The following is a 26,876-nucleotide window of genomic DNA, read 5'->3' on the forward strand; positions in this document are numbered from 1 at the left end:
GTGCGTTTAGCGCGGTGGCTCCACACCGACTCCATCCCGAACTCGGAGGTGAAACGCCGCAGCGGCAAAGATACTTTGGGGGCGACCCTACGGGAAAATAGCTCCGTGCCAGGTTACATATAATCCAAAAAGCCTCCTCTAGGGGGCTTTTTGCTATACATATACAACTCTTCCCTATCGCGGGCTTTTAGCTTGATGGCTCTTGCAATCAAGCCCCACACCACCTTCACCCAGCAGTTTAGCCGAGAGCGGTGGCCGTCTCTACAAACAATTGCGGGTTTTCGCAGCAGCAAGGGGGGTGATAGAGGCATATTCCGCTTCTTCATAGCCGCAGTTTGGTAATCAGTTGCACCCCGCTGTTTCCCATACCGCTAGGCTTAGTTGTTGAGACCCATAAGAGACTTGCAGGAACGGTTGGAGGAGCATTTGTAGTGTCGGGTGTCATAGTGAAATTGAGCCATTCACCTTAAACTATTCCTGCTGGAGAAAGATTATGGAGCACGATTTAACTGAGTTAATCCCTTTGTTGGGGAAATAGCTGTACAAGACGCGATGCCATGCCCATAAATTACAAGCAGGTCAATATGCTTTTGACCACCCTGAATCTATCTTTGAATCTTCTGCTACTTTAAGCAGTACTAAAATCGTTTGGGTGGCGACTCTTGAAGTTGAACTATCAAGACACGAAGGAAGGTGAACAATTGCTATCGTCATGAATGCCTCAACCTTCAGCTAAGCGAACGACATTGACTATTTATATCACCAATTTTGGATTATTCAGTACCAAAGCAGAGTGGATAGTAACCACCTATGCTCCAAGGAATTGGCTAGAAGTTTTTATATCGGGAAGCAAAGGGAAGATTGGGGCTTCGTGAATATCAATTCCGAGACAAATTCAGTCTGATGAGGCATTTTGTTGTTGTCTTTTGTGCCTATAGTTTCATTTTATGGCACGCTCTAACTGACGGGATCAGACGCAGGTGGGCAAATAAAAACCTTTGAACACTTTTACTGAAGCCTTGGAGGCCTTTAGCACAGCGCTGGCTAGCCGTTTCATTGAGTGGTTGAACCACAATACGAATGTATTTATCCCTTATAAAGGGAGTTTAGGCTTTGTTTGGACTTGAACTTTGTTTCAGTCCCACTAAGTGTTTCCACGGTAGTGATAAGCAAGACAAAACTTAAAAGGCTGCCATGCAAAAGGAAGAAAAACGATACGCTTCAAACTTTTGGACATTGCCTATAGGCAAGTTAAATATGGAACACCTTATTTAAGGCATTTGAATCTCAGCGATCGCACCATCCCCAGTTTGAGCGATCGCTTCTTAGCTCCAGCCGAGAACGTGCGATCGCCGCTCCCATAAGATATATTGTTTCTTATATCATACTTTGCCCGAAATATTAAAAATTTAACTTTTAGTACTAATATTATAAAGATTAGTTAAAAAAATGAGTAATTTAAGCTAATTTTATGGCGTCTAAGGCAAATGCATTCTAATAATAGAATTAAAGGTTTACAAGAAATTGCATCCTTTTCCTACAAGCATTGCCAAGCTCCCTATCGTAGAAACCGATGATGAAGATAGGGAAAAAAAGTTTATTGCAATTCACCATTTATTAGAAAAATTCTCCACTAAGGAGGACTTTTTTGATGTTGGCGATCGCAACCAATAAACAATCTAAGCTACAACCAAATTCTTACTTTTTACAAGAGGTTGATTATGAATGGAAAGACTTACAAACAAAAGTCTTTGGGGACTCCTCATGTCTGCAACAGATACCCAAATATAGTGGTCAATCCGCTAGGTGAACCGACTTTAGCCCACAGTGCAGGAGCAGGGGCAAATGCCAATGCGAACGTCAGCCCAAGTCGCCTGCTAAATTCTCTCGGCATGAAAAATCTGGGTAATGTATATCGGAATCTACCAGTATCCCAACTAATAGAACACGCTTTGGCGCGGGGAGAAGGCGTTCTAGCGGCTAATGGGAGTTTGAGCGTCAAAACGGGTAAATACACCGGGCGATCGCCTGAAGATAAGTTCATTGTTGATGAACCTAGCATCCATGACGAAGTGGATTGGAACAAGGTTAACGTACCTATCTCGGTGGAAAAATTTAACGTTCTGTATAAGCGGGTGCTTACCTATGTTCAGGGTAGAGATTTATATATATTTGATGGCTATGTAGGAGCCGACCCCAGCTACAGGATGGGCGTGAGAATAGTTAATGAGCTAGCTTTTCAAAATCTCTTTGCTCATCAGCTATTCATCAGGCCAACTGTAGGAGAATTACAACACCATCAGGCTGATTTTACAGTAATCGCAGTTCCCGGAATGGAAGGCGATCCAGAAATTGACGGTATTAATAGCGAGGCATTTATCATTGTCAGTTTAGAGAAAAAAATTGTATTAATCGGGGGTTCTCGATACGCGGGAGAGATAAAGAAGTCAGTATTTTCATTCATGAATTACTTCATGACCAAACGCGACGTTTTACCGATGCATTGTGCCGCAAATATGGATAAAACTGGCAACACAGCTTTATTTTTCGGTCTATCTGGTACTGGTAAGACAACTGTATCTACCGATGCTAACCGTCTTCTAATTGGAGATGATGAGCATGGGTGGTCTGGCTCTGGTGTGTTTAATTTTGAGGGAGGATGTTACGCCAAAACTATTAAACTGTCACGCGAAAACGAACCGCAGATTTGGGAAGCCATCCGCTTTGGCGCGGTAATGGAAAACGTAGTTCTCGATGAAGATACAAGAGAACCAGATTACGATGATGACAGCTTGACTGAGAATACAAGAGTTGCTTATCCACGGGAGTTTATTCCCAATTGCGCGATCGCAGGTATGGGAGGTCATCCAAATACGGTAATATTCCTAACTGCTGATGCCTTCGGGGTGCTGCCACCAATTGCCGAACTCAGCCAACAGCAAGCAATATACCATTTTTTATCTGGTTACACTAGCAAATTAGCAGGAACAGAGCGCGGAATTACAGAACCTCAAGCAACTTTTTCCGCTTGTTTTGGTAAGCCATTTTTACCCCTTTCACCTGTTGTGTATGCCGAGATGTTGTTGGAAAGGCTAACAAAGCACAATGCTACAGTTTACCTAGTAAATACTGGTTGGTCCGGTGGCCCATATGGAGTTGGCCGCCGCATTGCCATTCAACATACTCGCACGATAGTAAATGCAGCGATCAACAATCAGCTTGCTACCATTACGTTCAAACCTCATCCAATATTTAAGATATTGATGCCTGAACATATCCCTAATGTGCCCTCTGAAATTTTAGATCCGAGGAATACTTGGAGCGACCAATTAGCTTACGACCGCCAAGCGCAGCTTTTGGCTAAGAAGTTTGTAGAAAACTTCAAGCAGTTTAAAATGGCTAGTCCAGAAATAGTTAAGGCTGGCCCCTATGTAGAATAGCGCGTTTTAAGGGGTTAGGTTTGAGTTAAAATAAGCTGGGTCGGCGACAACCTGGCTTATTTTATTTGAGGTTTTAGATTTTGCTTTTTAAATTGATTCATACAGTGAGGTGATTTTGATGTTGAAAACATCGCTTGAAAATGAACTCGAACGGTGGAACTACGTTATACGCTCTAAACCTAACGATGCAAATGCTTACGTTCGCCGGGGTATGGTTTACTTTAAACTTGCTAAAATTGATGCATCAATTCAAGATTTCGACCGCGCAGAAATGCTTAACCCAGCTATCTTACCGTACCTATGGCAGCGCGGGTTATCTTTTTATTATGCAGACAGATTTGAGGAAGGCGCAAAGCAGTTTGAGGTGGATTTAAGGGTAAATGCCCAAGATGTGGAGGAAACGGTATGGCGATATCTTTGCATAGCTCGCGCCAAAGGTGTAGCTGAGGCGCGAAATTCGCTATCAATTGTTAGGAACGATCCCCGCTTGGTTATGCGGCGGGTGTACGATCTTTATGCTGGGAATTGCACAATTGATGATGTTATGGCGGTGGGAAAGGAAGAAGGCGATCGCGGAATGTTTTACAGCCATCTTTACATTGGTTTGTATTACGAAGCCGAGAATAATACAGAGATGGCGAAACAATACATTATCAAGGCTGTGGAAGAACACCACCTGGATGATTATATGTGGAATGTAGCTTCTGTACACAAAACGATGAGGGGATGGAGTTCGCCGGGATAATTTTAGCAAAACAAATTTTTTTTAGAGCGATCGCGCTTTTATTGACGGCGTTTATTGACTTCTTCGTAAAGATATAAATCAATAACAAGATCTCTCATATAGCTTCCTTGCGAGTCCGATTCCAGCTGTTCGTCATAGACTGTTTTAAGAACTTCAAAATACCGGAAAGTTTTGCTGCTGTTGAAAAAAAATTAAAAGGTTTCAGTTTCCTCGTCATAACCGACGGCTTGGAGGGTGCTGTATTCAACTTCTTGCAGCTTCATATAAAATTTAGGGCGATCGCTTTTTTATATTAATCTCAATTTAAGCCATCATTACTCTAACCCAGCTAAAGACAAAGGAGATTGAGCTTAGCTTCGTGCTTTTCAAAGCTAGCTAGTGATAAGGAGTGCGATCGCATTTAAGAGCCAATTATAAGTTATATATTATTAAAATCCCAATTTAAGCCCATGTCCAAACAACTTGTATTAATGGATCATGATGGTGGAGTAGATGACTATCTCTCCACTATGCTGCTGCTGACAATGGAACATATTCAACTGTTAGGTGTCGTCGTTACCCCTGCTGATTGCTATGTTCAACCTGCTGTCAGCGCAACTCGCAAAATTCTCGATTTGATGGGTCATTCTAAAATTCCAGTTGCAGAAAGTACCGTGCGCGGTATTAATCCCTTTCCGCGTTTGTTTCGCCGCGATTCTTTTGTTGTTGATAATCTCCCTATTCTTAACGAACGAGAAATAATTCAAACACCGTTGCTAAAAGAAAGCGGTCAATCTTTTATGGTGCGAATATTAAAAGAAGCACCATCACCAGTAACCATAATGGTAACTGGCCCCCTAACGACACTAGCAACTGCCCTCGATATCGCACCAGAAATTGAAGCGAAAATTAAAGAAATTGTCTGGATGGGAGGGGCACTAAATGTTCCTGGTAATGTGAGTAAAGATATCGAGCCAAGACAAGATGGTTCTGCGGAATGGAATGCTTATTGGGACCCAATATCATGCGATCGCGTCTGGCAAACTTCTATCCCTATCATACTTTGCCCGTTAGATTTAACCAACAATGTACCAGTAACTTCAGAATTAGTTCATCAGATGGGAAAACAACGTCGTTATCCTGTTTCCGATTTGGTAGGACAATGTTATGCCCTCGTTATCCCCCAAGATTATTATTTCTGGGATGTTCTTGCTACCGCCTACTTGGGACATCCAGAGTTTTATGAATTACGTGAAGAAGAAACAGTAATTGTTACAACAGGAGTTAGTCAAGGACGGACGAAAGTTGAAGCTGGTGGCAGGAAAATTCGCGTAATGTATAACGTGGACAAAGAGCAATTCTATGCCTACATTTTGCAGCAATGGGCGCGTTAAATAATTCCGCCTATGCTAAAACCTAATTCTGCCCTCGTTGAACAACTTGTATCCACCTGCCAAAGCCGCAAACCCGACGAAGAAATTCCAGAGGCTAGTTGGTTTTAATAAAACCCCACCGCTTATAAAAACTAAGACAATGCCAATACCCAACAAAATTGCTCCGAAATTGCCAGTTTCTCTCCTAAAAAATACCAAACAAATTACACCGATCGCGGTGGCTAAAACGGAACCCATAGCAGGTAAATTCCGCCAATAGTAAGGGTAGATATGGCTTGCAAAGATAATGTTTTGTCCTAAAAAATAAATGCCAGTAAGCAGCAAGAGGAACCCTATAACTCGGATCGAGAGTCCTATCATAATCTTAGTATGCGCCTTTAGGTATATATCTTGCGGTTGATGCCTAACCATTGTATTGCAGAGGCTTCGTTCGCGTCTCGGTAATCTTACTTAAGTCTTGTTTAAATTACCTACTTTATATAGATGATTTTCCACATATGTTAAGTTATTAAAAGCAGCTAGTTTATGAGAGTGTAGAAAATTATTAGCCGCTTTAGCAATTATTTTTCATAAAACTGTCCCATTTCGTGAATTTATGATTATAAGTATGAGAAAATTTTATTTAATGTAAAGATTTGTAAAATTTTTGCTTCTTATTAATCAAAAACCAGTAAAAATACTGCATGCTTCATTTATATAAAGAAGCTATAGAGCTTTTGTAAAAACTTTGTAAAGTACGTTCGCGCAGGTATGCAGCCCTTTCGGGTCAGCACAGCCTATGGCGAAGCTTATAAGCTACAGCCGGATCGACCTTGTGTTCCCGCGAAACTAGCTTTATTTAGAAAGCGCAAAAATACGTGGCTCAATTGCCTTCGGTTGCTTGATTAATTCATTTTGAAACTTTTGGAATAACCGATGACTCCCCAAATTGCATCTATAGCGGCTAATTATCAGTCTCCTGCCAATACAATTTCCTCAGTGGACGGCACATCTAAATCAGCGCAATTTACAGTTCATTCGCTTGCGGCTTTGTGGGCGAGGAAATACTACGTTTCCGTTACTGCGGAATATGACGCGCAGCAAAACCGCAAGGATGCAAATTTAAGGGAGATTAATTCTAAAGAAGGGCGCGATCGCACCGCTAGCAAGTTGATGGAAAACCTGAATTTAGCCAGCGCCAACGCTTGGTCTAAAACAGAAACGCTGCTATCGGAGGAAATTCGACGACACGGCATCAACCCCGACTTGATCAACCCATTGGAGATTGCCGCAGACACTCGCTTCTTATTCCAAAAAGTGTTAAATGCCTACTCTGGGATGGATACGGCACAAAGGGTGTCAGTTACAGTAGCAGGGGACTTCGGTCGGGTGCGGCAGAACTACACAAGCGTCGATCCTCGCGCCATCGGCTTCGTGAGCATGCAGTTTCACTACACTGGGCAAATGTTATTGGAGTGGCTCTCGCCACAAGAACAAGTAGAGTGGATGCCCTACTTGAAAATGATGGACGATCATATGTATATGCCGCTACGGGCTGCCTACGAAGCTGCGGGGAACCACGATTTTGATTCTCCGGCTCTGAAAGCAGTTCAGCGTCTTTTGCCCGTCAGCACAAAAATTGCCCAAGTTGTTTGCAATAATGTTTGCCGTCAGCACCCCAGCTATCGTACCTACAGCGGTTCTTTGAGAGATGCAATTGTCAAAACCGCTAGCATCCGCGACGCTGAAATGTTTCAGGTCTATCTGTGTCTATGCGTTTTGCAAGACAACATGGGTGCAGTTCTCAGAGAACTCTTTCCCCTGTGCGTGATGTTATATCCCCGCCTGAATGTGAGCTGGAGACTCGTGCAAGAAATGCTCCAGACTATGGGCTGGGAAATGCACAATCATCTGTCTCCTAGTGAAATGGCAGTCATATTGCCTTATCTGCGTACCATGAATGAGATATTTTCTGATGATGTGTTCAAAAACCTCTAAACAAAGCCAAAAGTTCTCATTAGTTATTGTTAATTAGGCGCGAGTGCTTCAACCAATAACTAAATAGTAATCGCAGGCACAGTTTGGCGCGATCGCTCACGTTATTTAGCCGCAATTTAACTAATGCAGCTTGATAAAGCAGTAAAAAAACTTTAGAAGCAGAGCAGTAGTTAAAACAATCCTTAAGCGCTAACAGAGCGTTGCTGCTCGCTTAACTGCCATAGTAAATTAACGCCATTAAGATAATTGAATGGTTGCAATACATATCAATTATCTCGTTGCTCGATTATTTGCCGCAACTTTGACCCGAACAGCTAAGTTCAATCAACCGAATTGAAGAGTTGTCCTTATAGTCCTTAGTTTGGTATAAGCCACCCTCTCCAGACGTTTTTGGATAAACCCCCGAAAGACTCCCATCATTCGCATTTCCAAGGCGAAACGAGATATTTTTAGCTGGTTGATTGGCAAATTTGACATATTCTCTACCTTCATTATCGAAGTTGTAAGATAAAGAAGCGTCTCCGTATGCTGCCTCTGCTTCTTTAAGCGTAGTTCCAGCACGGACTCCTTTATCCATCAGATAATCAGGATTATCTGTTTCCAAAAATTCGATTTTATCGGAATCAGCCAGAGGTTTTCCGGCGGGGTAGAGGATATAGTATTGAACTTTGCCAGATTGGCTGACAGCGATCGCATCAAAGTCTACGATATAAGGCGACTCTACTTTAAACTGAGCCTTGGTACCCAGCACTTTTTTGAGTTGTCCCAAAGTCATCCCCAACTTAGCTTGTCCAATACCAGTTGCTGAGATTTTCTTATCTTCAGAAACAGCAGCAGAACTTGGATTTGCAGCATCGAGATTGGAACTGCGGGGTGACTTCGTTGGTGTGGGGAGTGGCGGAGGTGTCGGATTAGTTTCTGATGGCTTGGACGTAACTGGAGAGGTAACGCTAGCTTCGGGAGTTGGTGGCGGCGGTGCGGTACTACAACCCGCGATCGCTATCATTAAACTTAAGCAACCAAAGAGGAAGAATTGAGATTTCATATTAAGCAATTTTCCTAAAGTGGGGACTGCCACTCTACTACTCCAATTCCGATAAAGGTAAATCCGGAATTGCTAACGCTAGCTGATAAATTTGGCGGCGAGAGAGGGAGGTTTGTTGGGCTAACTGGCGGCTAGCTTGACTGCGCGATAATCCTTGTTTGATAAGTTCCTGCAACTCTGATTTTAGAGCATCTTCCGTTAAAATTGGCATCGACAGTTGAGTACCAGCAAGAACCAGGGTAAATTCACCTTGAGGTTCGCGGGAATTATAGAGCGCGATCGCATCTTCAACTGTTCCCCGCCAAAATTCTTCGTGCAATTTAGTTAACTCTCTTGCCAACACCACCTGTCTTACTTCTCCCAAAACATTTGCTAAGTCTTGCAAAGTTTGGCGCAGGCGGTGCGGAGATTCATAGAAAATTATGGTACGCGATTCTGTTTGCAAAGCTTCCAAACGTTGTTGCCTGTCTTTACTTTTTGCTGGTAAGAAGCCTTCAAACACAAATTTATCTGTAGGTAGCCCCGATGCACTCAAAGCAGTGACAACAGCACTGCAACCAGGAATCGGCACAACTGGAATTTTTGCCTCAATGCAAGCTTTAACTAACTCATAGCCTGGATCTGAGATTCCAGGCATTCCAGCGTCAGTAACCAGAGCGATCGCTTTTCCTTTATCCAGCTCATTTAATATTTCTGGAATACGCTGTTGTTGATTGTGTTCGTGGTAGCTAATCTGGGGAGTATTAATCTGAAAATGGTGCAATAGCTTCCCTGTATGTCGCGTATCCTCAGCAGCAATTATATCCACTGTTTGCAAGATCCGCACAGCCCGGAAAGTCATATCTTCCAGGTTTCCAATTGGCGTTCCCACTACATAAAGTGTTCTAGTTATTGAATCTGTCTGCATTCTCGTCACTTAATTTTAGAGCTTTCGCCCCGGATCTTTTGTATTGTGGATTAGCTTTCTCAACTAGATTAAATTGATTCAAGATTATGTAAAGCCTAGTTTTGCAATTAGCAACTTATTTTAAACGCATCTTCCCTAAATTCTGGGCTAGCCATAGCGAACTTTCGAGCTAAACTTTTGCGCTTAAAGCTATATTTATTACTTTGTACTTCATGACAGTAACACCCAATTTAAATTCTAAAATCTAAAATTGGTTTAGGTTTAGCAATAAAATAACCCTGAGCATAATCCACCCCTAGCGATCTTACCTTTTGTAGAATAGAATCATTAGCAACATACTCAGCAATAGTTTGAAGACCCATTACGTGCCCGATACGGTTGAATGCTTCCACCATCGCAAAATCAATCGGATCGTCGGCAATGTCTTTAACAAAGGCCCCATCAATTTTTAAGTAATCAACAGGCAGAGACTTAAGATAAGCAAAAGAAGACATACCGCTGCCAAAATCATCTAAAGCAAAGCGACAACCCAACGACTTTAAATCTTTAATCAGCCCAGCAGCTTTACCCAGATTTGCAATAGCTACTGTTTCTGTAATCTCGAAGCAAATTAGCCCCGTCGGGATTTGATATATTGACAACTGCTCCTTGAGGAAGTCAATAAAATTGTCGTCGTTAACGGTAGCACCAGACAGGTTGATTGCATAAATTGATTTTAAATTTAGTGGCTTTCTCAAAATGCCAGATGAACTATCGGATAGCCAAGTAAAGAACGTGCGGATTACCCAGCGGTCAACGCTTGGCATCAGGTTACAGCGTTCGGCTGTCGGGAGAAATGCCATTGGCGGTATCAACTCGCCGTTGTCATCCACCAAGCGCAGCAAAACCTCGTAATGAAACCCTGTAGCTAGGTCCGCGTTGAGGGGGGCGATGGGTTGGTAGTACAAGCAAAACTGATCGTCTGCGATCGCTCTCTCTATCCGCGCCACCCACAACATATCTAGCCGTTGCTGTGTTAAATCTACATCGTTAGCTTCGTAGAGATGGACGCGATTTCGCCCTTTATTTTTAGCGGCATAGCATGCAGCGTCAGCGTCATTTAATACCTTGTCTACGTTGGTAGTTTGCTCGTTAATCGTCACAATACCAATACTGACACCGATGCTAAAAGGTTTTTCCTGCCACGCAAACCGGAATATATTAATACTTTCTTGCAACTGTTGAGCTACTCTTAGCGCTGACTCTAGAGGGCAGTTGTACAGCAATAAGGCAAATTCATCGCCTCCCAGCCGCGCCAGAACATCTGTCTTACGCACGCTGTTTTGTAACAAACTGCTGACCTGACGCAACAGTTCATCGCCAGCGACATGGCCGCAAGTATCGTTGACAATCTTGAACCGATCGAGATCCAGATAACAAAGCGCGTGTGTATGTTTTGACGTTCTGGCATCAACTACAGCTTCCTCCAGGCGCTTTTCAAATTCGCGGCGATTGGCTAAACCTGTCAGCTGATCGTGGGTTGCTTGCCATGATAGTTGTTGATTTGCTTGTTGCAGGTGAGCAGTACGCTCTCCTACCAGTTCTTCGAGATGTTCTTGATACTGCCGCAGCGCCACCTCTGCTTGCTTGCGCTTAGTAATGTCTTCCACCATGCGAATGCCGAATTGCGGCTTTCCTTCACCGTCCCGCACGCTGGAAACGGTGATATGACACCAGAGCAACTGCCCATCTTTGCTAAGGTAACGTTTCTCCATTTGGTATGAGTCGTCGCGCTCAAGCAGCGGTCCATCTTTGCTAAGGTAACGCTTCTCCATTTGGTAGAAGTCACTTTTCCCGCTTATTAACTCCTGATAACGCTCCCAACCCGTAGGCAAATTTACTAAATCGGTATATTTCCTAGAAGTTATTTGTTGGCAATCATTCTCGCTGTAACCCAGCATCCGTGATAAAGCAGGGTTCATCGCCACAGGTTGTCCGTTAACGTCTATGAGCGCGATGCCGATGGCTGCTCCCTCAAATACCGATCGGAAGCGAGCCTCGCTATGACGTAGCGCTGCCTCTACTTGCTGGCGATCGCTGATTTCTGCTGCTAGTTTTTGGTTAGCTGCTTCTAGGTCGGCAGAGCTGGGGAGTGCAAGCACTTTGGGAATCAACCCAACCAGTTTTACAGCAGTGTAACAAGACATAAAAGCCGCGATCGCTTTTATAAAACCAGACAGCCAGTAGTTTGGGTGCCAAAGCGTCCAAACTTCCATCACATGGCTGGTGCCGCAGGAAATCATAAATGCTCCAAACAGCAGAAACATCCAGCGGAATGGCACATCTCGCCTCTGGTGGATGAAGTAGATAAGCGTGATAGCAATTGAATAATAAGCTAGTGCTATCGATAAATCTGAGACTATGTGCAACGACAACAGCTCTGACTTCCATAGATAGCAGTGTCCGTGCGGAATAAACGAGTTCGTGGCCAAGAGGTTTTTTAAAAGTTCCAACATAAAGATAGCGTTTTCTTTAAATTTTATGTAAATATTTTATGTATTGCTTATAACTTTTATATTTTTATTGTACTCTGCTTGGTTTTCCAGCAAATACGTGAAGAAACTTATATTATCAATACGAGTTAAGACAAGTTTGAATAAACTGACCCGTATATTTTTGCTTTTAGTGATATGTATTGCCGCTAATGAAACAGGGATTTTTTGTAGGATTAGTGACTTTAGATCTGGTTTACTTAACAGCAGGGCTGCCCGATAAGAACCAGAAAATTGTCGCCTCTGACTACGCTGTAAGCGCGGGTGGCCCTGCAACCAATGCAGCAGTCGCTTTCAGTTATCTGAACAATCGAGCAACAGTTTTGGGTAGTATTGGCGTCCATCCGATTAATTCTCTGATCAAAGCAGATTTGGAAAGTCATCATGTGACAGTTTTAGACTTGGCACCCGATCGCAGCGAGCCGCCCCCGACATCTTCCATCATCATTACCCAGGCAACAGGCGATCGCGCTGTGATTTCTATCAATGCGGTTAAGTCTCAAGTTGCTGCGGAAAAACTACCCTCCCTTACTCCCCTCAGTGATAGCACTAGGTTAGAGGGAGTTGATATTGTCCTGATTGACGGGCATCAAATAGCAGTAGGGGAAGCGATCGCGCAAACAGCTTCATCCAAAAATATTCCAGTTGTACTAGACGGGGGTAGCTGGAAACCAGGCTTAGAGAAAATATTACCTTTCGTCGATTACGCCATATGCTCAGCAAACTATTATCCCCCTGGTTGCCATAGTAGCGAAGAAGTTTTTTCCTATCTTTCAAGTATGGGAATTCCTTACATCGCAATTACTAGAGGAGAACATCCCATTCAATATATCGCTGCTGGTAAAAGTGGCATTATAGAAATTCCTAAAATTAAGCCCGTCGATACGTTAGGTGCTGGTGATATCTTTCATGGTGCTTTCTGTCATTACATTTTACAAGCAACGTTTATAGATGCTCTAGCCGCTGGTGCAAAAATTGCTTCACAGTCTTGTCAATTTTTTGGCACTAGGCGCTGGATGACGGAACGAGATTAAAAATTCTTATCGCATAATGTGGCAATAGAATAATAAAATCAGCCTAGTCCTTATAAATTATTTTATGGAAAGCGCTCCAAGAAACAGCGGTTTAACGCGGCAGCAACATCTCTGGATTGCTGCTAGCATTTGGATGGTAGTAGGGTTCGGCCTTTTGAGCATGGGGCTGGTATTCTGGTTTCATTTTCCCTATCTCGGATTATTAGATACCCAACATTTGCTAGGGGGTGCAACTGCCCTTAGCATTGGCCTGCTCAAAGGTAAAATTATTTTAGATCGGCTGGCAAATCGCGTTATTGACCGGGTTGATACTCTTCAAGAACCAAACCCATTGAAGAGTATATTTCAAATGTTTGGATCTAAAACTATTGCTTTGATTGTGACGATGATGCTGATTGGTCTAGCATTGCGGGTTGCTGGTGTTAGCTTTGAAATACGAGGTTTAATTTACATTGCGGTTGGTGCAGCTTTATTGTGGAGTTGCCGCCGTTACTGGATAGCTTCTGCTCAGTAGCTAAAATGTAAAGTGGGCAGCGTCCACCGATGCAATAATTAACTGTTGAGGAAAGATAGAGTGACAATATTAAAATATTTGGGTGAAAACAGATATGAGGGACTCGACGAAGTAGTAGCGATCGCTCGTGAAGTCGGTTGGGGTGCGGCAGAAGTTCTGCAATCGTTTTATACAGGCGATCGCAGTGGGGAAGACTTACAAATTCAGAAGAAAAAAGGTGGCCCCGTAACTGCCGCAGATGTAGCAGCAAACGACTACATTCTCAATAACTTGCAGGCGTCTTTCGGCAATCAAGATTTCGGCTACCTCAGCGAAGAAACTCATCAATCTGGCTCACCAGCACTCGTTCAACCTTGGGTGTGGATTATTGACCCCCTCGATGGCACGCGAGATTTTATCGACAAAACTGGCGAATACGCCGTCCACATTGCATTAGTACATGAAGGACAACCCATATTGTCAGTAGTCCCCTGGCCTGAAACTGGTAAATTGTACTATGCAACCAAAGGCGGCGGCACTTTTGTAGAAACCCGCGACGGGCAAGTAAGGCAGTTGCATCTGGATGGCAAAAAGGCAACTGAAGATTTAACCCTAGTTGTCAGCCGCACTCACCGAGATGAACGATTTAAGCAACTTTTAGAGCAGCTTTCTTATAAGAATAAACATTATGTCGGCAGTGTGGGTTGCAAAATCATCACGCTTTTAGAACATCGGGCAGATGTTTATATCTCCCTTTCCGGCAAATCAGCACCTAAAGATTGGGATTTCGCTGCACCAGAGTTAATTTTGACCGAAGCTGGCGGACACTTCACTCATGCTGATGGTACACCCTTAAAGTACAATCAGGGCGATGTAACTCAATGGGGTTGTGTAATAGCTAGTAACGGTGAATATCATCCAGCTTTGTGTGAAGAAGCTACAACAATTTTGGCACAGCTAGATAGCTAAAAGCTAGGGTTTTCTGCACGATACTAACAGTACAATACTTACCCACATATTACCTCAGCATCACTTTTTAACATACTCGTTAAATAGCCCCAGGTTAGAAAAGTTATTTATGGCAAAAGAAAGCAGACCAAAAGATTGGGAAACTTTAAACAACCGTTGTCTAGGTTTAGCCTTTACGGGTTATGCTGAAGAAGCTATTCAGGTGGGAGTGAAAGCGGTTGAAGCAGCTATAAATTGTTTTGGAGAGAACAATCCAAATGTAGCTGAATGCTTGAAAAATTTAGGTATAGCCTATTTGTATAACCGAGACTATAACCTAGCTGAAAATATGCTTCGCCGCGCTGTAGCGATCGCTGAAGCTACTCTAGATAGCGACCATAATGACATATCGGAATATATCCACCAGCTTGGTGTGGTATTACACGCGCAGGGGAAGTATGAAGAAGCTGAGAAATTGTACAAGCGCGGCTTAATTATTAGGGAGAATATCTACGGTCAGCAACATCAAATTATAGCTAAGTCTCTTGGCGATCTAGCTCGTTTGTACTTGGATACTAAAGGCGATTTTAAAGATACTGAAGCTCTACTTTTAAGATCTAAGTCTATCTTGGAAAAACGCATAGATGGAGCGCAAGAACATAGAGATGAGTTGGACGAAGCTTTATTTGACTTGTCAGTTTTGACAAATAATTTGGGTTCTAATTATCGCCGACAGAACAGGATGGATGAGGCTGAAAATTATTTGATGCGATCGCTCGACTTGCTAGAGCAATTTTACGATCGAGGTAACAAACCAACTCCAGCTTTTGTACAAACTTTAATAAATAACCTAGCAGCTCTTTATACTCAGCAAGGCAAAGACATTGACAGCGATCGCGAATTTAATCTTCTGCTAAATCGTGCAAGTAAAATTTTAGACTTAGACGATGGTGAAACTGACAACGAGCTTCAAACCGAGCAACAATTCTGGCAAACGCTAAAACAACAACTACAGCAACTTCAACAAAAACGCCGCTTGGATGATGTGGCGATCGCGCAAGCTCTTAGCTATATGTTTAAAAACAAAGTACTACCAGAAATGTTCCAAGAACCCGCAGAGTTGCAAGATGTCATTATTGGGTTTGCCGAACGCACCTATAAATCTAACCTCATTGCTTACACCCCTATGAGTATGGATTTAATCATCGCTGGACATAAATCTCTTAGCGAAACCCTCGATAATTTGGGCGAAATTTATATTTTAGGCGTGTTAAAACCAGAGGAATAATATCGGGGTTGATTGATTAAAAAAATTTTGGTTTAACTTCCAGGCTAATGCCGAAAGTCGATTAAAATGCAGAAAATAATTTAATATTACTCAGCTCAAATTTACATTTTGCTTGCTTCTCAATTAAGAAGGTTCAAAGGGAAATATAAGCACAAAACCCGCCTGGGCGGGTTTGAAAAACCTGGAAATTTTCTTAGTCCTCCTAAGCGGACTTTGTTTGTTAAGGTGCGATTTTTAAGCGCCAGGACGTGCTTAAGCAGAACGCGAAGCAATTACCGCATAAAAAGGATCGCCCCCACCCATACCCAGCATTTGCATAAAAGCGGGTGCATTAGACTGACGGGAAATAACTTCGGGCTGGCTAAACCCAGCGACAGAGTTAAAGTAGCTTTTAACTAACTCAATCCGACTCGCTTCTGTACCGTCCCGCCACATTGCGATCGCTTTTTGATAAAACATCCGGTTGGAAAAGCTAATAATTGCAATACCCCCTGGTTTTAGGATGCGGTGAATCTCGCTAAATACCGCCTCTGGATATTGCAGATATTGAACTGAAACGCAGTTAAGAACTGCATCAAACTCTGCATCCAAAAGGGGTAATTTTGGATCTAAATTCAGATTTTGGGCAAAGTAACGATCCAAGCGGGGATTTTTTGCCAATTCCTCCTCATTAAGTCCGTGCCCTTCGACGTGGGCAAATTTAATCTCATCCGGGAGATGCGAAACCCAACTGCTCATCATGTCAAAGATCCGAGTATTAGGCTTGAGCCTCTCTCTATATAAGTCAGTTAGCTGCTGGATGAAGCCTTCATCCACATGGGTAACAAAACGCGGATAGGAATAAAACAGCGTATCGTCTGTATCGTCTAACTTAGTACGTTGATTGGGTCGCAGCTGCATAACTTTAAACTGAGGATACCTTTACCCTTCCCAGTTTAGAGAATATTACGAACTGTGAAGACGCCGATTAGGGGCATCTGGAAGAGGCGATCGGCTTATATCAACTGCGCCTTGCCGCCGTCGAGATAATATATCAATATATCTACAATAATATTACGCACGCTAAATAAATTAAAATGTCTACCACACCTGTAGATCGCAAGACTTTGGAACAGTGGCGGGAAGTTCTAGCACCCTACGGCATCGGCTACCGACTGAAACTGCTATCTCAACTTGCAAGTCGCAGATTCCAAGATCGGCTTGAGCCTTTCGGACTTACTCCGTTTCACTGGGTTGTGTTGTGCTGTCTGTGGGAAGAAGACGGCTTGCCTACTTCTAGCATTAGCGAGAAACTGCAACAGGTGGGAGGTACGTTGACGGGTGTGCTGGATCGCATGGAAGAACGCGGGATAATTTATCGACAGCGTGACAACCGCGATCGCCGTATTTGGCGCATCTGGCTGACTGATGAAGGCAAGCAGCTTCAAGAAGTGCTACCCCCGATTGCATGGGAAATCAGAGAGCAAGCAATGAACGGTATTTCCCCAGACGATCGAGAATTAATATCCAAGTTGGTAGATATAGCGATCGCGAATCTCTCTTAAGACAACTCTTCCTGCGGGCAACTTTCGTCCAAGCGGCTGATGTCCCACTCAGAGCTTTTTTCAAAAATATTAAGTATACGAAACAAAGCCTCTTTAAATTTTTCTTACTAAATATTTAGTATGCGAAATAAACGAGGGCTTATTAATGCCTGATAGTAAAAAGCGGCGACAAGCAAAAGAGGAACAAGGATAATGGAATGCTCAACCGACTTAATGGCGATTGTCGATAACGATTATCGGATTATCCTTAATTTCAAATAAACCCAGCTAGAAGATATGAAGTCTGGGCAAGAAGTAGAAATCCGTGAAAGTTGTCTTCAATTCTGAGAGCATTAAAGGCTACCAATCACAAATTTATCCGGCGATGTCAGCCAAAATTAAAAATAGAGTAAAAATTGATGAAAAAAAAGACTAGCATGATGCCGATATTACCTGCCTTAAGGTCGAGGAACTATCAGCTGTTTTTCGCAGGCCAAGGGCTGTCCTTGATTGGAACCTGGATGACCCAAGTTGCAACAATTTGGCTTGTTTATAGCCTTACAAATTCTGCTTTGCTACTTGGTGTTGTTGGATTTGCTGGTCAAATACCCAGTTTTATTTTAACTCCTTTTGGAGGTGTAATAGTAGATAGATTTCCGCGCCATCGGCTGTTAATTGCCACTCAAATAATGGCGATGATCCAGTCGTTAGCCCTAGCATTTATAGCATTAACAGGGATAATCAATATATGGCAAATTATTGTACTGAGTGTATTTCAAGGGGTTATAAATGCAGTTGATGCACCAGCCAGACAGGCATTCGTACCAGAAATTGTAGAAAAAAAAGAGGATTTAGCAAATGCGATCGCTCTCAATTCTTCCATGTTTAATGGGGCGCGACTAATTGGCCCTGCTATTGGAGGTTTGTTAGTTGCCTCAGTTGGTGCAGGTTACTGTTTTCTCATTGATGGCATTAGCTATATTGCCGTTATTATAGCTTTGCTAGCAATGAAGCTAGAACCCAGGAAAATAAAAGTTTCTAATAAACATCCTTGGAAAACATTGAAAGAAGGATTTGCATATACCTTCGGCTTCCCACCAATTCGTTACATCATCATGCTGCTGGCTTTAGTCAGCTTTATGGGAATGCAATATACCGTTCTCGTGCCAATTTTTGCTACTAATATTCTTCATGGTGGCGCTGAAACGCTAGGTTTTTTGATGGCGGCTTCGGGAGTTGGGGCGTTAATTGGCGCGGTTCATCTAAGTACTCGACCAAGCATTTTAGGATTGGGCAAATTAATTGCTTTTGCTCCAGCCTTGATGGGAATTGGCCTTATTGGTTTTGCTCTATCCCGCGTGCTAGTAATTTCTTTACTGATGATGTTGCTGGTGGGTTTAGGTTTTATTCTGCAATTTACATCTAGCAATACAGTCGTCCAAACAATTGTCGAGGATGATAAGCGCGGACGGGTAATGAGTATATATACAATGGCGTTTTTTGGCGTCGTACCATTGGGAAATTTATTGGCTGGTAGTTTAGCTAGTAGAATTGGCGCTCCAAATACTTTAATTATCGCCGGGAGCTTTTGTATATTAGGGTCAATTCTTTTTAGTAAACAACTACCCAAGTTAAGGGATATTATTCGCCCAATTTATACCAAAATTGGCATTATATAAGGTCAAGCCAATTAGCGATCGCGCCCTCGTCTTGGCAGGAATTGTTCAGCTATTTCACTCTTGTGTAATGCGCGACTGGAGAAACTTATCAAAAGTATCTCTGTCAGGCATCGAAGGTTGAGCGCCGGATTTAGTAGCTGAAAGGGCACCTGCGGCAGCACCCCAGATAACAGCTTCGTGCAGCGATCGCCCGGATGCTAAAGCTGCTGCCAAACCTCCATTAAAAGCATCCCCAGCCGCAACAGTATCAACTGCTTGGACAAGAAAAGCTGGAACGAAGAAAGTTTCCTCAGCCGTAGCGCACAAAACCCCGCGATCGCCTAGTTTAGCGATCGCAGTTCCTACTCCCCGTTGAAGTAAAACAGACAGCGCCCTTGCTGCTGCTTCTTCTCCATCTACAGGAAAGCCCACCAACTGCCCTGCTTCAATTTCATTGGGGGTGATAATGTCAATCAACGGGTAAAGTTCGGCAGGTACGCCTCTACTTGCTGGTGCTGGGTCGAGAATTACTCTAACACCCGCCTCTCGCGCTGCCGTTGCCGCTGCTTGCACTGCCGCAGCCGGAATCTCTAACTGTAATAACAACGCTGCTGCATCTGGTAGCAAAGCCCTCAGACGCTCGACATCATCCTGATTCATGCGGCCATTAGCACCAGAGACGATAATAATATGATTTTCACCGCTATCGTCTACGGCAATAACAGCAACACCAGAATGCGCCGCCTCATCCACTAAAACCCCACTGGTTTCCACCCCAGCTAAATTAAGGCTGCTGAGGAGTTCGCGACCAAAACTGTCCCCACCCAGACGCCCAACCAGTTGAGTATCAATGCCAAGTTTTGCCGCTGCTACCGCCTGGTTTGCCCCTTTGCCACCAGGGGCGGTAAAAAAGTCATTTCCTAACAGCGTTTCACCAGGAATTGGCAAGCGGGGTGTTCTAGCTACCAAGTCCATGTTTATGCTGCCGAACACAATAATTTTTTTCATTGGTAATGGGTTATGGGAGAGCTTTGTTAGCGTAGCGGAGCTTAGCAGGTTTTGAGTTTTGAATAATAACTTCAGACTCCTAGCTTTGATATTCCCAATTCCCAATTACCAATTCCTACTTAGTCCGTCATGCCGTCACCGCCGCTTCTAGACCTAGTTGATTCATCAACCTTTCAATGTCGAAATGCTCGTTCATCAAATGACGGATGCACTCAACTTTAATCGGTTCGTGAAGACGCACTTGACCAAAGGCATTGTCTATAATTTCCACCGTCCTAAGCGTATCCAAGTCAACAGAAAGAACGGGAACTTCTAAATCTTCAGCACGGCTGAGGATAAACCCTTGTGGAGGGATGTGACCAGTTAAGATGAGGCATTGAGTTGAAGTTTCTAGGGCTGCCATTTGAATGTCTGTGCGATCGCCCCCAGTTACTACAGCCATGTTATTTCCTTTGCGGAAATACTCGAGGGCTGAATTTACATTCATCGCCCCAATTGTTAAGCTTTCTACCATCATGTCCAACCTGTCAGGACGACAGAGGATTTCAGCCTCTAACTGCTTCACCAGTTCCCCAACACTGACGCTTCGCAGCAAGCTACTTCTAGGCAACATCCCCAATACGGCAATACCTTGCTGCTCAAGGAAAGGTCGCACCATAGTATGAGCTACTTCTATCTGGTCAGATGGAACATCGTTGATCAAGACACCCAGAAAGTAGTCACCCAGGCGCTGTTTAGCTGACAACAGGCAATCGACCAATTCAGCAGAGTGATAGCGAGCCACCAGTAAAACCGAAGCGCCGATTGCAGCCGCCACTTGTGCCAATGACAAATTAAAAAGGCTACCCTCTTCAAGAGTGCCCGGTCCCTCTAATAAGAGCAAATCCCCGGCTGGCTCTTGTAGGTAATGCTTTAAAAACTGACCGTAATCAGTTTTGTCTTCTCCCAAAAGACGCTTGTGAATGGTGTTAGCATCCACAGACAACAGAGGCCATTCCAAACGCTCTGGCGGCAACTTTAGCACCTGCGTCATAAACTCGATATCTTCATCAATTGGCGCTGTTTGATTGGCGCTAATAAAGGTACCCAGAGGTTTACCGTAGGCGATATCTAGACCTTTTTGTTGAAGCTGATGAGCAATTCCCAGAATTGTCGCTGACTTGCCGCTGTAAGCTTTGGTAGAGCCGATCAATAAATATTTAGGCAATTTTGGCACACCCTCACTCCTGTGTTAAATGTTTTTTAAGTATCTGCCCGTAGCAACCTGCGGTAGAACGCTTGAGAAAAATCAGCAGAGCGCGTGCGCTTGAAAGTATTGATCACGTCTATTAAAAAATCGACAAACTCAGAATTTGCCAAAGTGACTTCGTAACTCAGTTCCGCATTGTTATCAAACTGCATCCGGCAACGGGTCAGTTCTGAGGGCAGTTTGGAGACAAACCATGTTGCTACAAAAGGAATGTTCTCACCACCTTCAATTTTACGCTGCCCTTCTAATGACCCTTTTTGATAAAGGCTAATTGCTAGAGGCAGCATAGTGCGCTTTGCGCCTTGGTAGTAAGGCATATAGACAGCTACGGCTCCTTGTTCAGCAGGCTTTAGTTGTTCAATAGACATAGTGGAATCTTCCTCAATTTCCGTTGATTTGGCAGTTTTTCAGGTATATATATGTTTTGACTGGGTGGAGTGGGAACACAGTATGAGTGTCAGATCGGGGAAAAGAAGGCCATACCAAGCGATCGCACGAGGCTGACACAACAGGTTGTATTGTTCTCCGAGTGCATTTAGGGGTAATCCTGTTAATCTAGTTTAATTTCAACTTGTTAGCAGTCAAATTAATATTGTCCCACGATCGGACAGGCTCTAAGAAAGCACGGCGCATAGGACTCAGAGATAGTGTTGAGCTTGCGGCGTTGAATTAAGAATTAAAGAATTCTTAATTCAAAACCGGAGGCGGAGCAACTCCTGCTCCGCTCAAAACTTTTTCTCACTACCCCATACCGCACGATCGATCCCAAATTACCGCTTCCCCAGGACGCTTCTTTCCTCAGAGGTGTTGACTAACGGTTTACTAAAGCTAAAGAATGCTATGGAAGACCCTACAGCAGGAACCTATGGCACCTCTGGTTGCAAATTACTACCTTACCTATCGCTGCAATGCCCGCTGTCATTTTTGTAACATATGGGCGCTAGAGCCACCCAAAGAAGCTGATTTTGCTACAATTCAGCACAATTTGCAGGATTTGCGTCGCCTTGGTGTTAAATATGTGGATTTCACGGGTGGCGAACCCCTGCTGCGGCAAGATGTTACCGAAATTTACGCCGAAGCTAAAAAGCAGGGTTTTACAACCAGCATGACAACCAACACCATCCTTTACCCTAAAAAGGCTAAGGAAATGAAAGGTCTGGTTGACTTCCTCAATTTCTCCTTGGATGGCGCCGATGCAGAAACTCACGACCACTCGCGGGGAGTGAAAATTTTTGACACATTAGTGGAATCGGTAAAGATAGCTCATTCCCTTGGCGAGTACCCCGTTCTGAATCACACAGTTACAGCTCAGAACTACGATCGCATTAGTGAAGTGGGAGAACTGGGTAAACAGTTGGGCGCGCGCGTATGGCTCAACCCAGCTTTCACAGCTCACGACAACTACAATTCAAAGAAGAATCCCACAGTCGAAATGGTAGCGGCAATCGAGGATGCTGCCAAGAAATATAACAATGTCGGATACAATAAGGCAGCACTGGCCTTCATAGAAGCTGGGGGTAATGATACTAAAAATCCTCGCTGTAAAGCGGTGGATGCGGTAATTGCTATTTCTCCAGATGACAAGCTACTGTTGCCTTGCTACCACTTTGCCCAGGCTGGAGTGAGTATTGATGGTAAACTCTACGACCTATACCGGAAATCGGAAGAAGTAGAGAAATACCGCCAATCTCAGGGCAAACTAGCGGTGTGCGAAGGATGTACGGTATGGTGTTACCTGATCCCCAGCTTCTTTATGGGGGTTGATAAGTATTGGTGGTTGAATCAAGTAACCTATGCCGGAGAATTCCTGGCCAGAAAACGATTCTTACAACGAGCATAGAGACGCGATAAATCGTGTCTCTACAAAAATAGACTCGCTGTTGTCTGACGGGGGAGACGAAATCTATGATGTCTCTACACTCGAAGAGCTTGAGAGCGACTACTTCCAGGGAGGGTCGAACCGTCGCCGCAAAGCAGCGATCGCATTAACCCTAATCTGGGCTAGCACCATTGGCCTGCATTTGGTTTCCTGGGGCGTGTGGCTGGTACTCGGCTTGACGAGTCTGTTGAGCATTCAGGCACTGCGCGTCCTATTCGCTCGCCCCCGACCCGTCCCAAGTCCGTTGTCAGAGGAAACCAGGTCAAATTGGCCTTTAGTCTCCCTCCTAGTGGCTGCTAAAAATGAAGAAGCAGTAATTGCTCGTTTGGTAAGAAACCTCTGCAACTTGGATTACCCAGTCGATCGGTATGAAGTTTGGGTAATTGACGATCGCAGTACGGACAAAACACCACTAATGTTGGATCAATTGGCTAAGGAATACAGCCAGTTGAAGGTACTGCGCCGAGGCGCTGGTGCTGGTGGCGGTAAGTCGGGGGCGCTAAATCAGGTGTTACCTCTGACAAAAGGCGAATTTGTGGCTGTGTTTGATGCCGATGCTCAAGTAACTCCAGATTTGTTGCGACGAGTGTTGCCATTGTTTGAGCGGCAAATGGTGGGAGCAGTGCAAGTGCGAAAAGCGATCGCTAATGCCTCCCTCAATTTCTGGACGAAGGGGCAAGCGGCAGAAATGGCCTTGGATTCGTATTTCCAGCAACAGCGCACTGCTATTACTGGCATTGGAGAACTGCGCGGAAACGGTCAGTTTGTCCGGCGAGCCGCTTTAGACCGTTGTGGCGGCTGGAATGAGGAAACCATAACAGATGATTTAGATTTAACCCTACGGCTGCACTTAGACCATTGGGATATCGATTTCCTCAACATCCCAGCAGTACAAGAAGAAGGAGTTACAAGCGCGATCGCTCTGTGGCATCAGCGCAACCGTTGGGCAGAAGGCGGCTATCAGCGCTATTTGGACTACTGGCGGCTAATTGTTAGCAACCGTATGGGGGTACTCAAAACCTTCGATATGTTTGGGTTTTGGATAATTCAGTACATCTTGCCAACAGCAGGAGTACCAGATTGTTTAATGGCGATCGCGCGGCATCGTCCACCCGTCTTCAGTCCCCTCACTGGTATGGCTCTTACCCTTTCTCTCATCGGTATGACTACGGGACTGCGCCGCATACGTCGAGACGAAGAACAACAGCAAAATTTTCTGCTCGCGCTGTCTCAAACCATACGCGGCACGATTTATATGTTCCACTGGTTGATAGTTATGCCCAGTACCACCGCCCGTATTTCCGTCCGACCCAAGCGCCTGAAATGGGTTAAAACGGTGCATCAAGGCAGTACAGATGAGAGTTTTGAGTTTTGAGTCTTCAGCGGAGCCGGAGACGCCTGTTCCCGGACTCCGGACTCCAAATCTCAAAACGGTACATCCTCATCATCATCTTGCTCCTCTTCAGGCTGCGGTTCCAGTTCAGGGGCAAGAACACTAATCTGTTCCGACATTTGAGTATTACTGGCTATCATTGGCGGTTCTAGCTGCATTAGCACCGTCCCATCGAAAGCCTTAGCGAGACGTTGAGCAGCGATCGCTACTTCTTCTTCTTTAAAATTATTCTCTTTAGCTACATAGGGCTGTAATTCTTTCTTAGAAGTTTCGGCAACTTTAGGAACTGACGCTGCAACAGATGGCTCAGCAGGCTTAGACAAAGGTGGTACTGCTGCGGGAGTCGATGTTTCCGCAGGTTTAGTAGCAGCAGGTGTAGAGGGCGATCGCTGTACATCAGCCTGTTTTGCCGTCGCCGTCGTTGCCATTCCCCCTTCCAACTTAACCCTTACCTTGCATTTAAGAGCATCTTGAAAAGCTGCTTCGATATTAGCTACTTTTCCCTGGAGTTGATTCCTCCATATCGGTGAAATGCTAATAAGAGCGCTTTCACCATCAAAACTTATCAGATGACCTTTTTGACGTAGCAACTGCTGCGTGGACATAGGCTGAAGATGGGAAAGCATCTGCTGCCAAGTTTCTTGTAAGTCAATTGACTGACTTACAGCGGGTATAGCTTCTGGCTGTACGCTGTTAACGGGAGTTGGCGACACATTTGGTGTCTCCTCTGGCTGCGTCTGCTGATATGAGTTTTTAGGTTGCGAAGAGAGAGAGTCTTTGCCTTGTAGAGGAATTGATGCATCGGGTTTTTCTTGTACAGGGGGAGACTGTTTTACCTCACGCTCTTGTACCGGAGGAGTTCTTTTCTCTTGACGATATTGAGGTGGATTACTCTGGCTCCGAGATTGAAACTGTTCTGATTGAACGCTAGAAACTTCGCTCAACAATCCTAACAGCGTTACTTCTAACCACAAACGCGGCTGAGTCGTATTTTTAATTTGAACTTCACTATCTTTAAGGTGTTTCTGCCAAAACAAGATAGCGGCAATTTCCATATCTTTAGCAATTTCGCACAAAGCGCTCCACGTTGGTGCTGTTAAGGCAACCATATCGCTGCGGTTAGGAGCAGTTTTTGCTATTAGCAAATCTCGATAGAAACCAGCGAAATTTTGCAGTACGATCAGAGGTTCTCTGCCTCTGTCCATCAAGTTGCGAGCTTTTTCAAGAACACCTTCAGTATTGCGGGATGCGATCGCTCTCAACAACTCCATCAAATCTCGTTCTGGCACCGCACCGACTAAATCCCAAACCCGCTCTACTGTAACTTCCCCAGCTAATAAACTAAGTTGATCCAAAAGACTTTCTGCATCTCTCAATCCACCCTGAGAAAATTGGCCTACAAGTGTTATTGCTTCACCTGTAATATTGATATTTTCAATTTCCGCAATTTTCCGCAGGTGTTTCACCATCTCGTCTAGAGGGATGCGCCTAAAATCGAATCTTTGGCAGCGGGAGATGATTGTTGGTAATACTCTTTGAGGGTCGGTTGTAGCTAAGACAAATACTACTCGATTTGGCGGTTCTTCTAATGTTTTTAAAAGGGCGTTAAAGGCGGCGTTCGATAGCATATGAACTTCGTCGATAACATAAACCTTATATCGACATTGAACTGGAGAAAATTGCGCCTTTTCGATTATTTCTCTAATATTATCAACGCCAGTATTGCTAGCAGCGTCAATTTCAATAACGTCGAGGGTTGAACCTTTAGTGATGCCCTTGCAAACATCACAAATGCCACAGGGATCGGGTACAGGTTTATTGGTTTTAAGACAGTTTAGGGATTTAGCCAGAATTCTAGCACTGGAAGTTTTGCCCGTACCCCTAGAACCAGTGAACAGATAAGCTGGAGCAATCTTTTCTTGGCGGATGGCATTGGTGAGCGTAGTAGCGATCGCTTCTTGTCCCACCAGATCTGCAAATGTCTGTGGGCGATACTTGTGATGCAGGGGTTCGTAAGTCACGGCTGGAGGTCGAGTAGAAGAGATACGGATAGTCGCCCTTAAAAGTCTAGCGTGTTGCTCTAGCCCAACCCAGGCGAGATTATTTCCATCCCCAATCGGGATTTTACATAGCCGCCCATGCGCCAATAGATTCAACCCCTATCGCTATTTACAATACTTTACTTTGCCTATACAGATTGGGTAAAAATCTTGAAGCGCATAGCTTTTCTTTTTTTTGTATGACAGCTCGCGTTCCCTGTATGGCAAGGGGAATGCTTTTACCTTGCTGAACCGGGGCGCGTTGTAGTGCATCCACATACAGACCGCTAATAGTCTTCTGTTACTGTCCTTAAATATGGTCGGTTAACCGTAAAGCTACATTACG

General features: G+C 44.2%; 24 protein-coding genes and 1 rRNA gene. 16 read left to right on the top strand and 9 right to left on the bottom strand.

Going from position 1 to position 26,876, the window contains the following annotated elements; translation table 11 throughout:
• The 7 genes from rrf to H6F77_RS17150 all read left to right on the top strand — a co-directional run.
• Nucleotides 1-114 (top strand): 5S ribosomal RNA (gene rrf / locus H6F77_RS17120); the annotation flags it as partial.
• An 81-nt stretch (nucleotides 115-195) separates the two neighbouring features.
• Nucleotides 196-342, top strand: coding sequence for a hypothetical protein (locus H6F77_RS17125; RefSeq protein WP_190489758.1), 147 nt, complete (start codon nucleotides 196-198; stop codon nucleotides 340-342).
• 887 nt (nucleotides 343-1,229) lie between these two features.
• Nucleotides 1,230-1,364 (top strand): hypothetical protein, encoded by a 135-nt coding sequence (locus tag H6F77_RS28480; protein ID WP_255515783.1) that lies wholly within the window; start codon nucleotides 1,230-1,232, stop codon nucleotides 1,362-1,364.
• Between the two features lie 160 nt (nucleotides 1,365-1,524).
• The gene (locus H6F77_RS17130) at nucleotides 1,525-1,674 is read left to right on the top strand and encodes a hypothetical protein (protein WP_190489759.1); all 150 of its coding nucleotides are present in this window, start codon (nucleotides 1,525-1,527) and stop codon (nucleotides 1,672-1,674) included.
• A 47-nt stretch (nucleotides 1,675-1,721) separates the two neighbouring features.
• Nucleotides 1,722-3,440 carry a phosphoenolpyruvate carboxykinase (ATP) gene (gene pckA / locus H6F77_RS17135; RefSeq protein ID WP_190489760.1) on the top strand — a complete coding sequence of 573 codons (1,719 nt, stop codon included), beginning with the start codon at nucleotides 1,722-1,724 and terminating at the stop codon, nucleotides 3,438-3,440.
• A 118-nt stretch (nucleotides 3,441-3,558) separates the two neighbouring features.
• Nucleotides 3,559-4,185, top strand: a complete 627-nt coding sequence (locus tag H6F77_RS17140; RefSeq protein WP_190489761.1) for a tetratricopeptide repeat protein — start codon at nucleotides 3,559-3,561, stop codon at nucleotides 4,183-4,185.
• Nucleotides 4,186-4,634: 449 nt separating this feature from the next.
• Nucleotides 4,635-5,558, top strand: a complete 924-nt coding sequence (locus H6F77_RS17150; RefSeq protein WP_190489762.1) for a nucleoside hydrolase — start codon at nucleotides 4,635-4,637, stop codon at nucleotides 5,556-5,558.
• A gap of 15 nt (nucleotides 5,559-5,573) precedes the next feature.
• On the opposite strand, the gene H6F77_RS17155 is transcribed toward H6F77_RS17150, so the two are convergent.
• Nucleotides 5,574-5,918, bottom strand: coding sequence for a hypothetical protein (locus H6F77_RS17155; protein ID WP_190489763.1), 345 nt, complete (start codon nucleotides 5,916-5,918; stop codon nucleotides 5,574-5,576).
• A gap of 555 nt (nucleotides 5,919-6,473) precedes the next feature.
• Between H6F77_RS17155 and H6F77_RS17160 the strand changes: the two genes are divergently transcribed.
• Complete coding sequence (locus H6F77_RS17160; protein ID WP_190489764.1) at nucleotides 6,474-7,535, top strand: hypothetical protein; 1,062 nt, start codon at nucleotides 6,474-6,476, stop codon at nucleotides 7,533-7,535.
• A 286-nt stretch (nucleotides 7,536-7,821) separates the two neighbouring features.
• On the opposite strand, the gene H6F77_RS27985 is transcribed toward H6F77_RS17160, so the two are convergent.
• The 3 genes from H6F77_RS27985 to H6F77_RS17175 form a co-directional block, all read right to left on the bottom strand.
• Entirely contained in the window at nucleotides 7,822-8,580 is a 759-nt protein-coding gene (locus H6F77_RS27985; protein ID WP_242022238.1) for a hypothetical protein, read from the bottom strand.
• A 37-nt stretch (nucleotides 8,581-8,617) separates the two neighbouring features.
• Nucleotides 8,618-9,487, bottom strand: a complete 870-nt coding sequence (rsmI, locus tag H6F77_RS17170; RefSeq protein ID WP_190489765.1) for a 16S rRNA (cytidine(1402)-2'-O)-methyltransferase — start codon at nucleotides 9,485-9,487, stop codon at nucleotides 8,618-8,620.
• 230 nt (nucleotides 9,488-9,717) lie between these two features.
• On the bottom strand, nucleotides 9,718-11,982 hold the full coding sequence (locus tag H6F77_RS17175; RefSeq protein ID WP_190489766.1) for an EAL domain-containing protein: 2,265 nt from the start codon (nucleotides 11,980-11,982) through the stop codon (nucleotides 9,718-9,720).
• Between the two features lie 188 nt (nucleotides 11,983-12,170).
• Between H6F77_RS17175 and H6F77_RS17180 the strand changes: the two genes are divergently transcribed.
• The 4 genes from H6F77_RS17180 (at nucleotide 12,171) to H6F77_RS17195 (ending at nucleotide 15,781) form a co-directional block, all read left to right on the top strand.
• A complete protein-coding gene (locus H6F77_RS17180) occupies nucleotides 12,171-13,052 on the top strand; it encodes a sugar kinase (protein WP_190489767.1) in 882 nt (293 codons plus the stop codon).
• A 64-nt stretch (nucleotides 13,053-13,116) separates the two neighbouring features.
• A complete protein-coding gene (locus H6F77_RS17185; RefSeq protein WP_190489768.1) occupies nucleotides 13,117-13,566 on the top strand; it encodes a hypothetical protein in 450 nt (149 codons plus the stop codon).
• Between the two features lie 60 nt (nucleotides 13,567-13,626).
• Nucleotides 13,627-14,514: a 3'(2'),5'-bisphosphate nucleotidase CysQ family protein gene (locus H6F77_RS17190; protein ID WP_190489769.1), complete on the top strand. Its 888-nt coding sequence runs from the start codon at nucleotides 13,627-13,629 to the stop codon at nucleotides 14,512-14,514.
• A 109-nt stretch (nucleotides 14,515-14,623) separates the two neighbouring features.
• Nucleotides 14,624-15,781: a tetratricopeptide repeat protein gene (locus tag H6F77_RS17195; protein WP_190489770.1), complete on the top strand. Its 1,158-nt coding sequence runs from the start codon at nucleotides 14,624-14,626 to the stop codon at nucleotides 15,779-15,781.
• Between the two features lie 252 nt (nucleotides 15,782-16,033).
• On the opposite strand, the gene H6F77_RS17200 is transcribed toward H6F77_RS17195, so the two are convergent.
• The gene (locus H6F77_RS17200) at nucleotides 16,034-16,681 is read right to left on the bottom strand and encodes a class I SAM-dependent methyltransferase (RefSeq protein ID WP_190489771.1); all 648 of its coding nucleotides are present in this window, start codon (nucleotides 16,679-16,681) and stop codon (nucleotides 16,034-16,036) included.
• Nucleotides 16,682-16,857: 176 nt separating this feature from the next.
• Between H6F77_RS17200 and H6F77_RS17205 the strand changes: the two genes are divergently transcribed.
• Both H6F77_RS17205 and H6F77_RS17210 read left to right on the top strand, forming a co-directional pair.
• Nucleotides 16,858-17,325, top strand: a complete 468-nt coding sequence (locus H6F77_RS17205; RefSeq protein ID WP_190489772.1) for a MarR family winged helix-turn-helix transcriptional regulator — start codon at nucleotides 16,858-16,860, stop codon at nucleotides 17,323-17,325.
• A gap of 398 nt (nucleotides 17,326-17,723) precedes the next feature.
• The gene (locus tag H6F77_RS17210; protein ID WP_242022239.1) at nucleotides 17,724-18,983 is read left to right on the top strand and encodes an MFS transporter; all 1,260 of its coding nucleotides are present in this window, start codon (nucleotides 17,724-17,726) and stop codon (nucleotides 18,981-18,983) included.
• Nucleotides 18,984-19,037: 54 nt separating this feature from the next.
• On the opposite strand, the gene rbsK is transcribed toward H6F77_RS17210, so the two are convergent.
• The 3 genes from rbsK to ebsA form a co-directional block, all read right to left on the bottom strand.
• The gene (gene rbsK / locus H6F77_RS17215) at nucleotides 19,038-19,970 is read right to left on the bottom strand and encodes a ribokinase (protein ID WP_190489773.1); all 933 of its coding nucleotides are present in this window, start codon (nucleotides 19,968-19,970) and stop codon (nucleotides 19,038-19,040) included.
• A gap of 127 nt (nucleotides 19,971-20,097) precedes the next feature.
• Nucleotides 20,098-21,186, bottom strand: a complete 1,089-nt coding sequence (locus H6F77_RS17220) for a phosphotransacetylase family protein (RefSeq protein ID WP_190489774.1) — start codon at nucleotides 21,184-21,186, stop codon at nucleotides 20,098-20,100.
• A gap of 26 nt (nucleotides 21,187-21,212) precedes the next feature.
• Complete coding sequence (gene ebsA, locus H6F77_RS17225; protein WP_190489775.1) at nucleotides 21,213-21,587, bottom strand: type IV pilus biogenesis protein EbsA; 375 nt, start codon at nucleotides 21,585-21,587, stop codon at nucleotides 21,213-21,215.
• A gap of 497 nt (nucleotides 21,588-22,084) precedes the next feature.
• Here ebsA and H6F77_RS17230 point away from each other — a divergent pair, with 497 nt between their 5' ends.
• Both H6F77_RS17230 and H6F77_RS17235 read left to right on the top strand, forming a co-directional pair.
• A complete protein-coding gene (locus H6F77_RS17230) occupies nucleotides 22,085-23,059 on the top strand; it encodes a radical SAM protein (RefSeq protein ID WP_190489776.1) in 975 nt (324 codons plus the stop codon).
• The gene (locus tag H6F77_RS17235; RefSeq protein WP_190489777.1) at nucleotides 23,013-24,473 is read left to right on the top strand and encodes a glycosyltransferase family 2 protein; all 1,461 of its coding nucleotides are present in this window, start codon (nucleotides 23,013-23,015) and stop codon (nucleotides 24,471-24,473) included. Before H6F77_RS17230 ends, H6F77_RS17235 begins: the two co-directional genes overlap by 47 nt.
• 50 nt (nucleotides 24,474-24,523) lie before the next feature.
• Here the strand turns inward: H6F77_RS17235 and H6F77_RS17240 are convergent, their stop codons facing one another.
• Nucleotides 24,524-26,512 (bottom strand): DNA polymerase III subunit gamma/tau, encoded by a 1,989-nt coding sequence (locus H6F77_RS17240; RefSeq protein WP_190489778.1) that lies wholly within the window; start codon nucleotides 26,510-26,512, stop codon nucleotides 24,524-24,526.
• Nucleotides 26,513-26,876 lie beyond the last annotated feature (364 nt).

It is taken from the genome of Microcoleus sp. FACHB-831 (genome assembly GCF_014695585.1).
Taxonomy (GTDB): domain Bacteria; phylum Cyanobacteriota; class Cyanobacteriia; order Cyanobacteriales; family FACHB-T130; genus FACHB-831.

What these genes read in the sequence shown, in the direction of transcription:
- H6F77_RS17125 (WP_190489758.1), top strand. Translation starts at nt 196, where the DNA reads ATGGCTCTTGCAATCAAGCCCCACACCACCTTCACCCAGCAGTTTAGC.
- pckA (WP_190489760.1), top strand. Translation starts at nt 1,722, where the DNA reads ATGAATGGAAAGACTTACAAACAAAAGTCTTTGGGGACTCCTCATGTC.
- H6F77_RS17140 (WP_190489761.1), top strand. Translation starts at nt 3,559, where the DNA reads ATGTTGAAAACATCGCTTGAAAATGAACTCGAACGGTGGAACTACGTT.
- H6F77_RS17150 (WP_190489762.1), top strand. Translation starts at nt 4,635, where the DNA reads ATGTCCAAACAACTTGTATTAATGGATCATGATGGTGGAGTAGATGAC.
- H6F77_RS17155 (WP_190489763.1), bottom strand. Translation starts at nt 5,918, where the DNA reads ATGATAGGACTCTCGATCCGAGTTATAGGGTTCCTCTTGCTGCTTACT.
- H6F77_RS17160 (WP_190489764.1), top strand. Translation starts at nt 6,474, where the DNA reads ATGACTCCCCAAATTGCATCTATAGCGGCTAATTATCAGTCTCCTGCC.
- H6F77_RS27985 (WP_242022238.1), bottom strand. Translation starts at nt 8,580, where the DNA reads ATGAAATCTCAATTCTTCCTCTTTGGTTGCTTAAGTTTAATGATAGCG.
- rsmI (WP_190489765.1), bottom strand. Translation starts at nt 9,487, where the DNA reads ATGCAGACAGATTCAATAACTAGAACACTTTATGTAGTGGGAACGCCA.
- H6F77_RS17175 (WP_190489766.1), bottom strand. Translation starts at nt 11,982, where the DNA reads ATGTTGGAACTTTTAAAAAACCTCTTGGCCACGAACTCGTTTATTCCG.
- H6F77_RS17180 (WP_190489767.1), top strand. Translation starts at nt 12,171, where the DNA reads ATGAAACAGGGATTTTTTGTAGGATTAGTGACTTTAGATCTGGTTTAC.
- H6F77_RS17185 (WP_190489768.1), top strand. Translation starts at nt 13,117, where the DNA reads ATGGAAAGCGCTCCAAGAAACAGCGGTTTAACGCGGCAGCAACATCTC.
- H6F77_RS17195 (WP_190489770.1), top strand. Translation starts at nt 14,624, where the DNA reads ATGGCAAAAGAAAGCAGACCAAAAGATTGGGAAACTTTAAACAACCGT.
- H6F77_RS17200 (WP_190489771.1), bottom strand. Translation starts at nt 16,681, where the DNA reads ATGCAGCTGCGACCCAATCAACGTACTAAGTTAGACGATACAGACGAT.
- H6F77_RS17205 (WP_190489772.1), top strand. Translation starts at nt 16,858, where the DNA reads ATGTCTACCACACCTGTAGATCGCAAGACTTTGGAACAGTGGCGGGAA.
- H6F77_RS17210 (WP_242022239.1), top strand. Translation starts at nt 17,724, where the DNA reads ATGAAAAAAAAGACTAGCATGATGCCGATATTACCTGCCTTAAGGTCG.
- rbsK (WP_190489773.1), bottom strand. Translation starts at nt 19,970, where the DNA reads ATGAAAAAAATTATTGTGTTCGGCAGCATAAACATGGACTTGGTAGCT.
- ebsA (WP_190489775.1), bottom strand. Translation starts at nt 21,587, where the DNA reads ATGTCTATTGAACAACTAAAGCCTGCTGAACAAGGAGCCGTAGCTGTC.
- H6F77_RS17230 (WP_190489776.1), top strand. Translation starts at nt 22,085, where the DNA reads ATGGCACCTCTGGTTGCAAATTACTACCTTACCTATCGCTGCAATGCC.
- H6F77_RS17235 (WP_190489777.1), top strand. Translation starts at nt 23,013, where the DNA reads ATGCCGGAGAATTCCTGGCCAGAAAACGATTCTTACAACGAGCATAGA.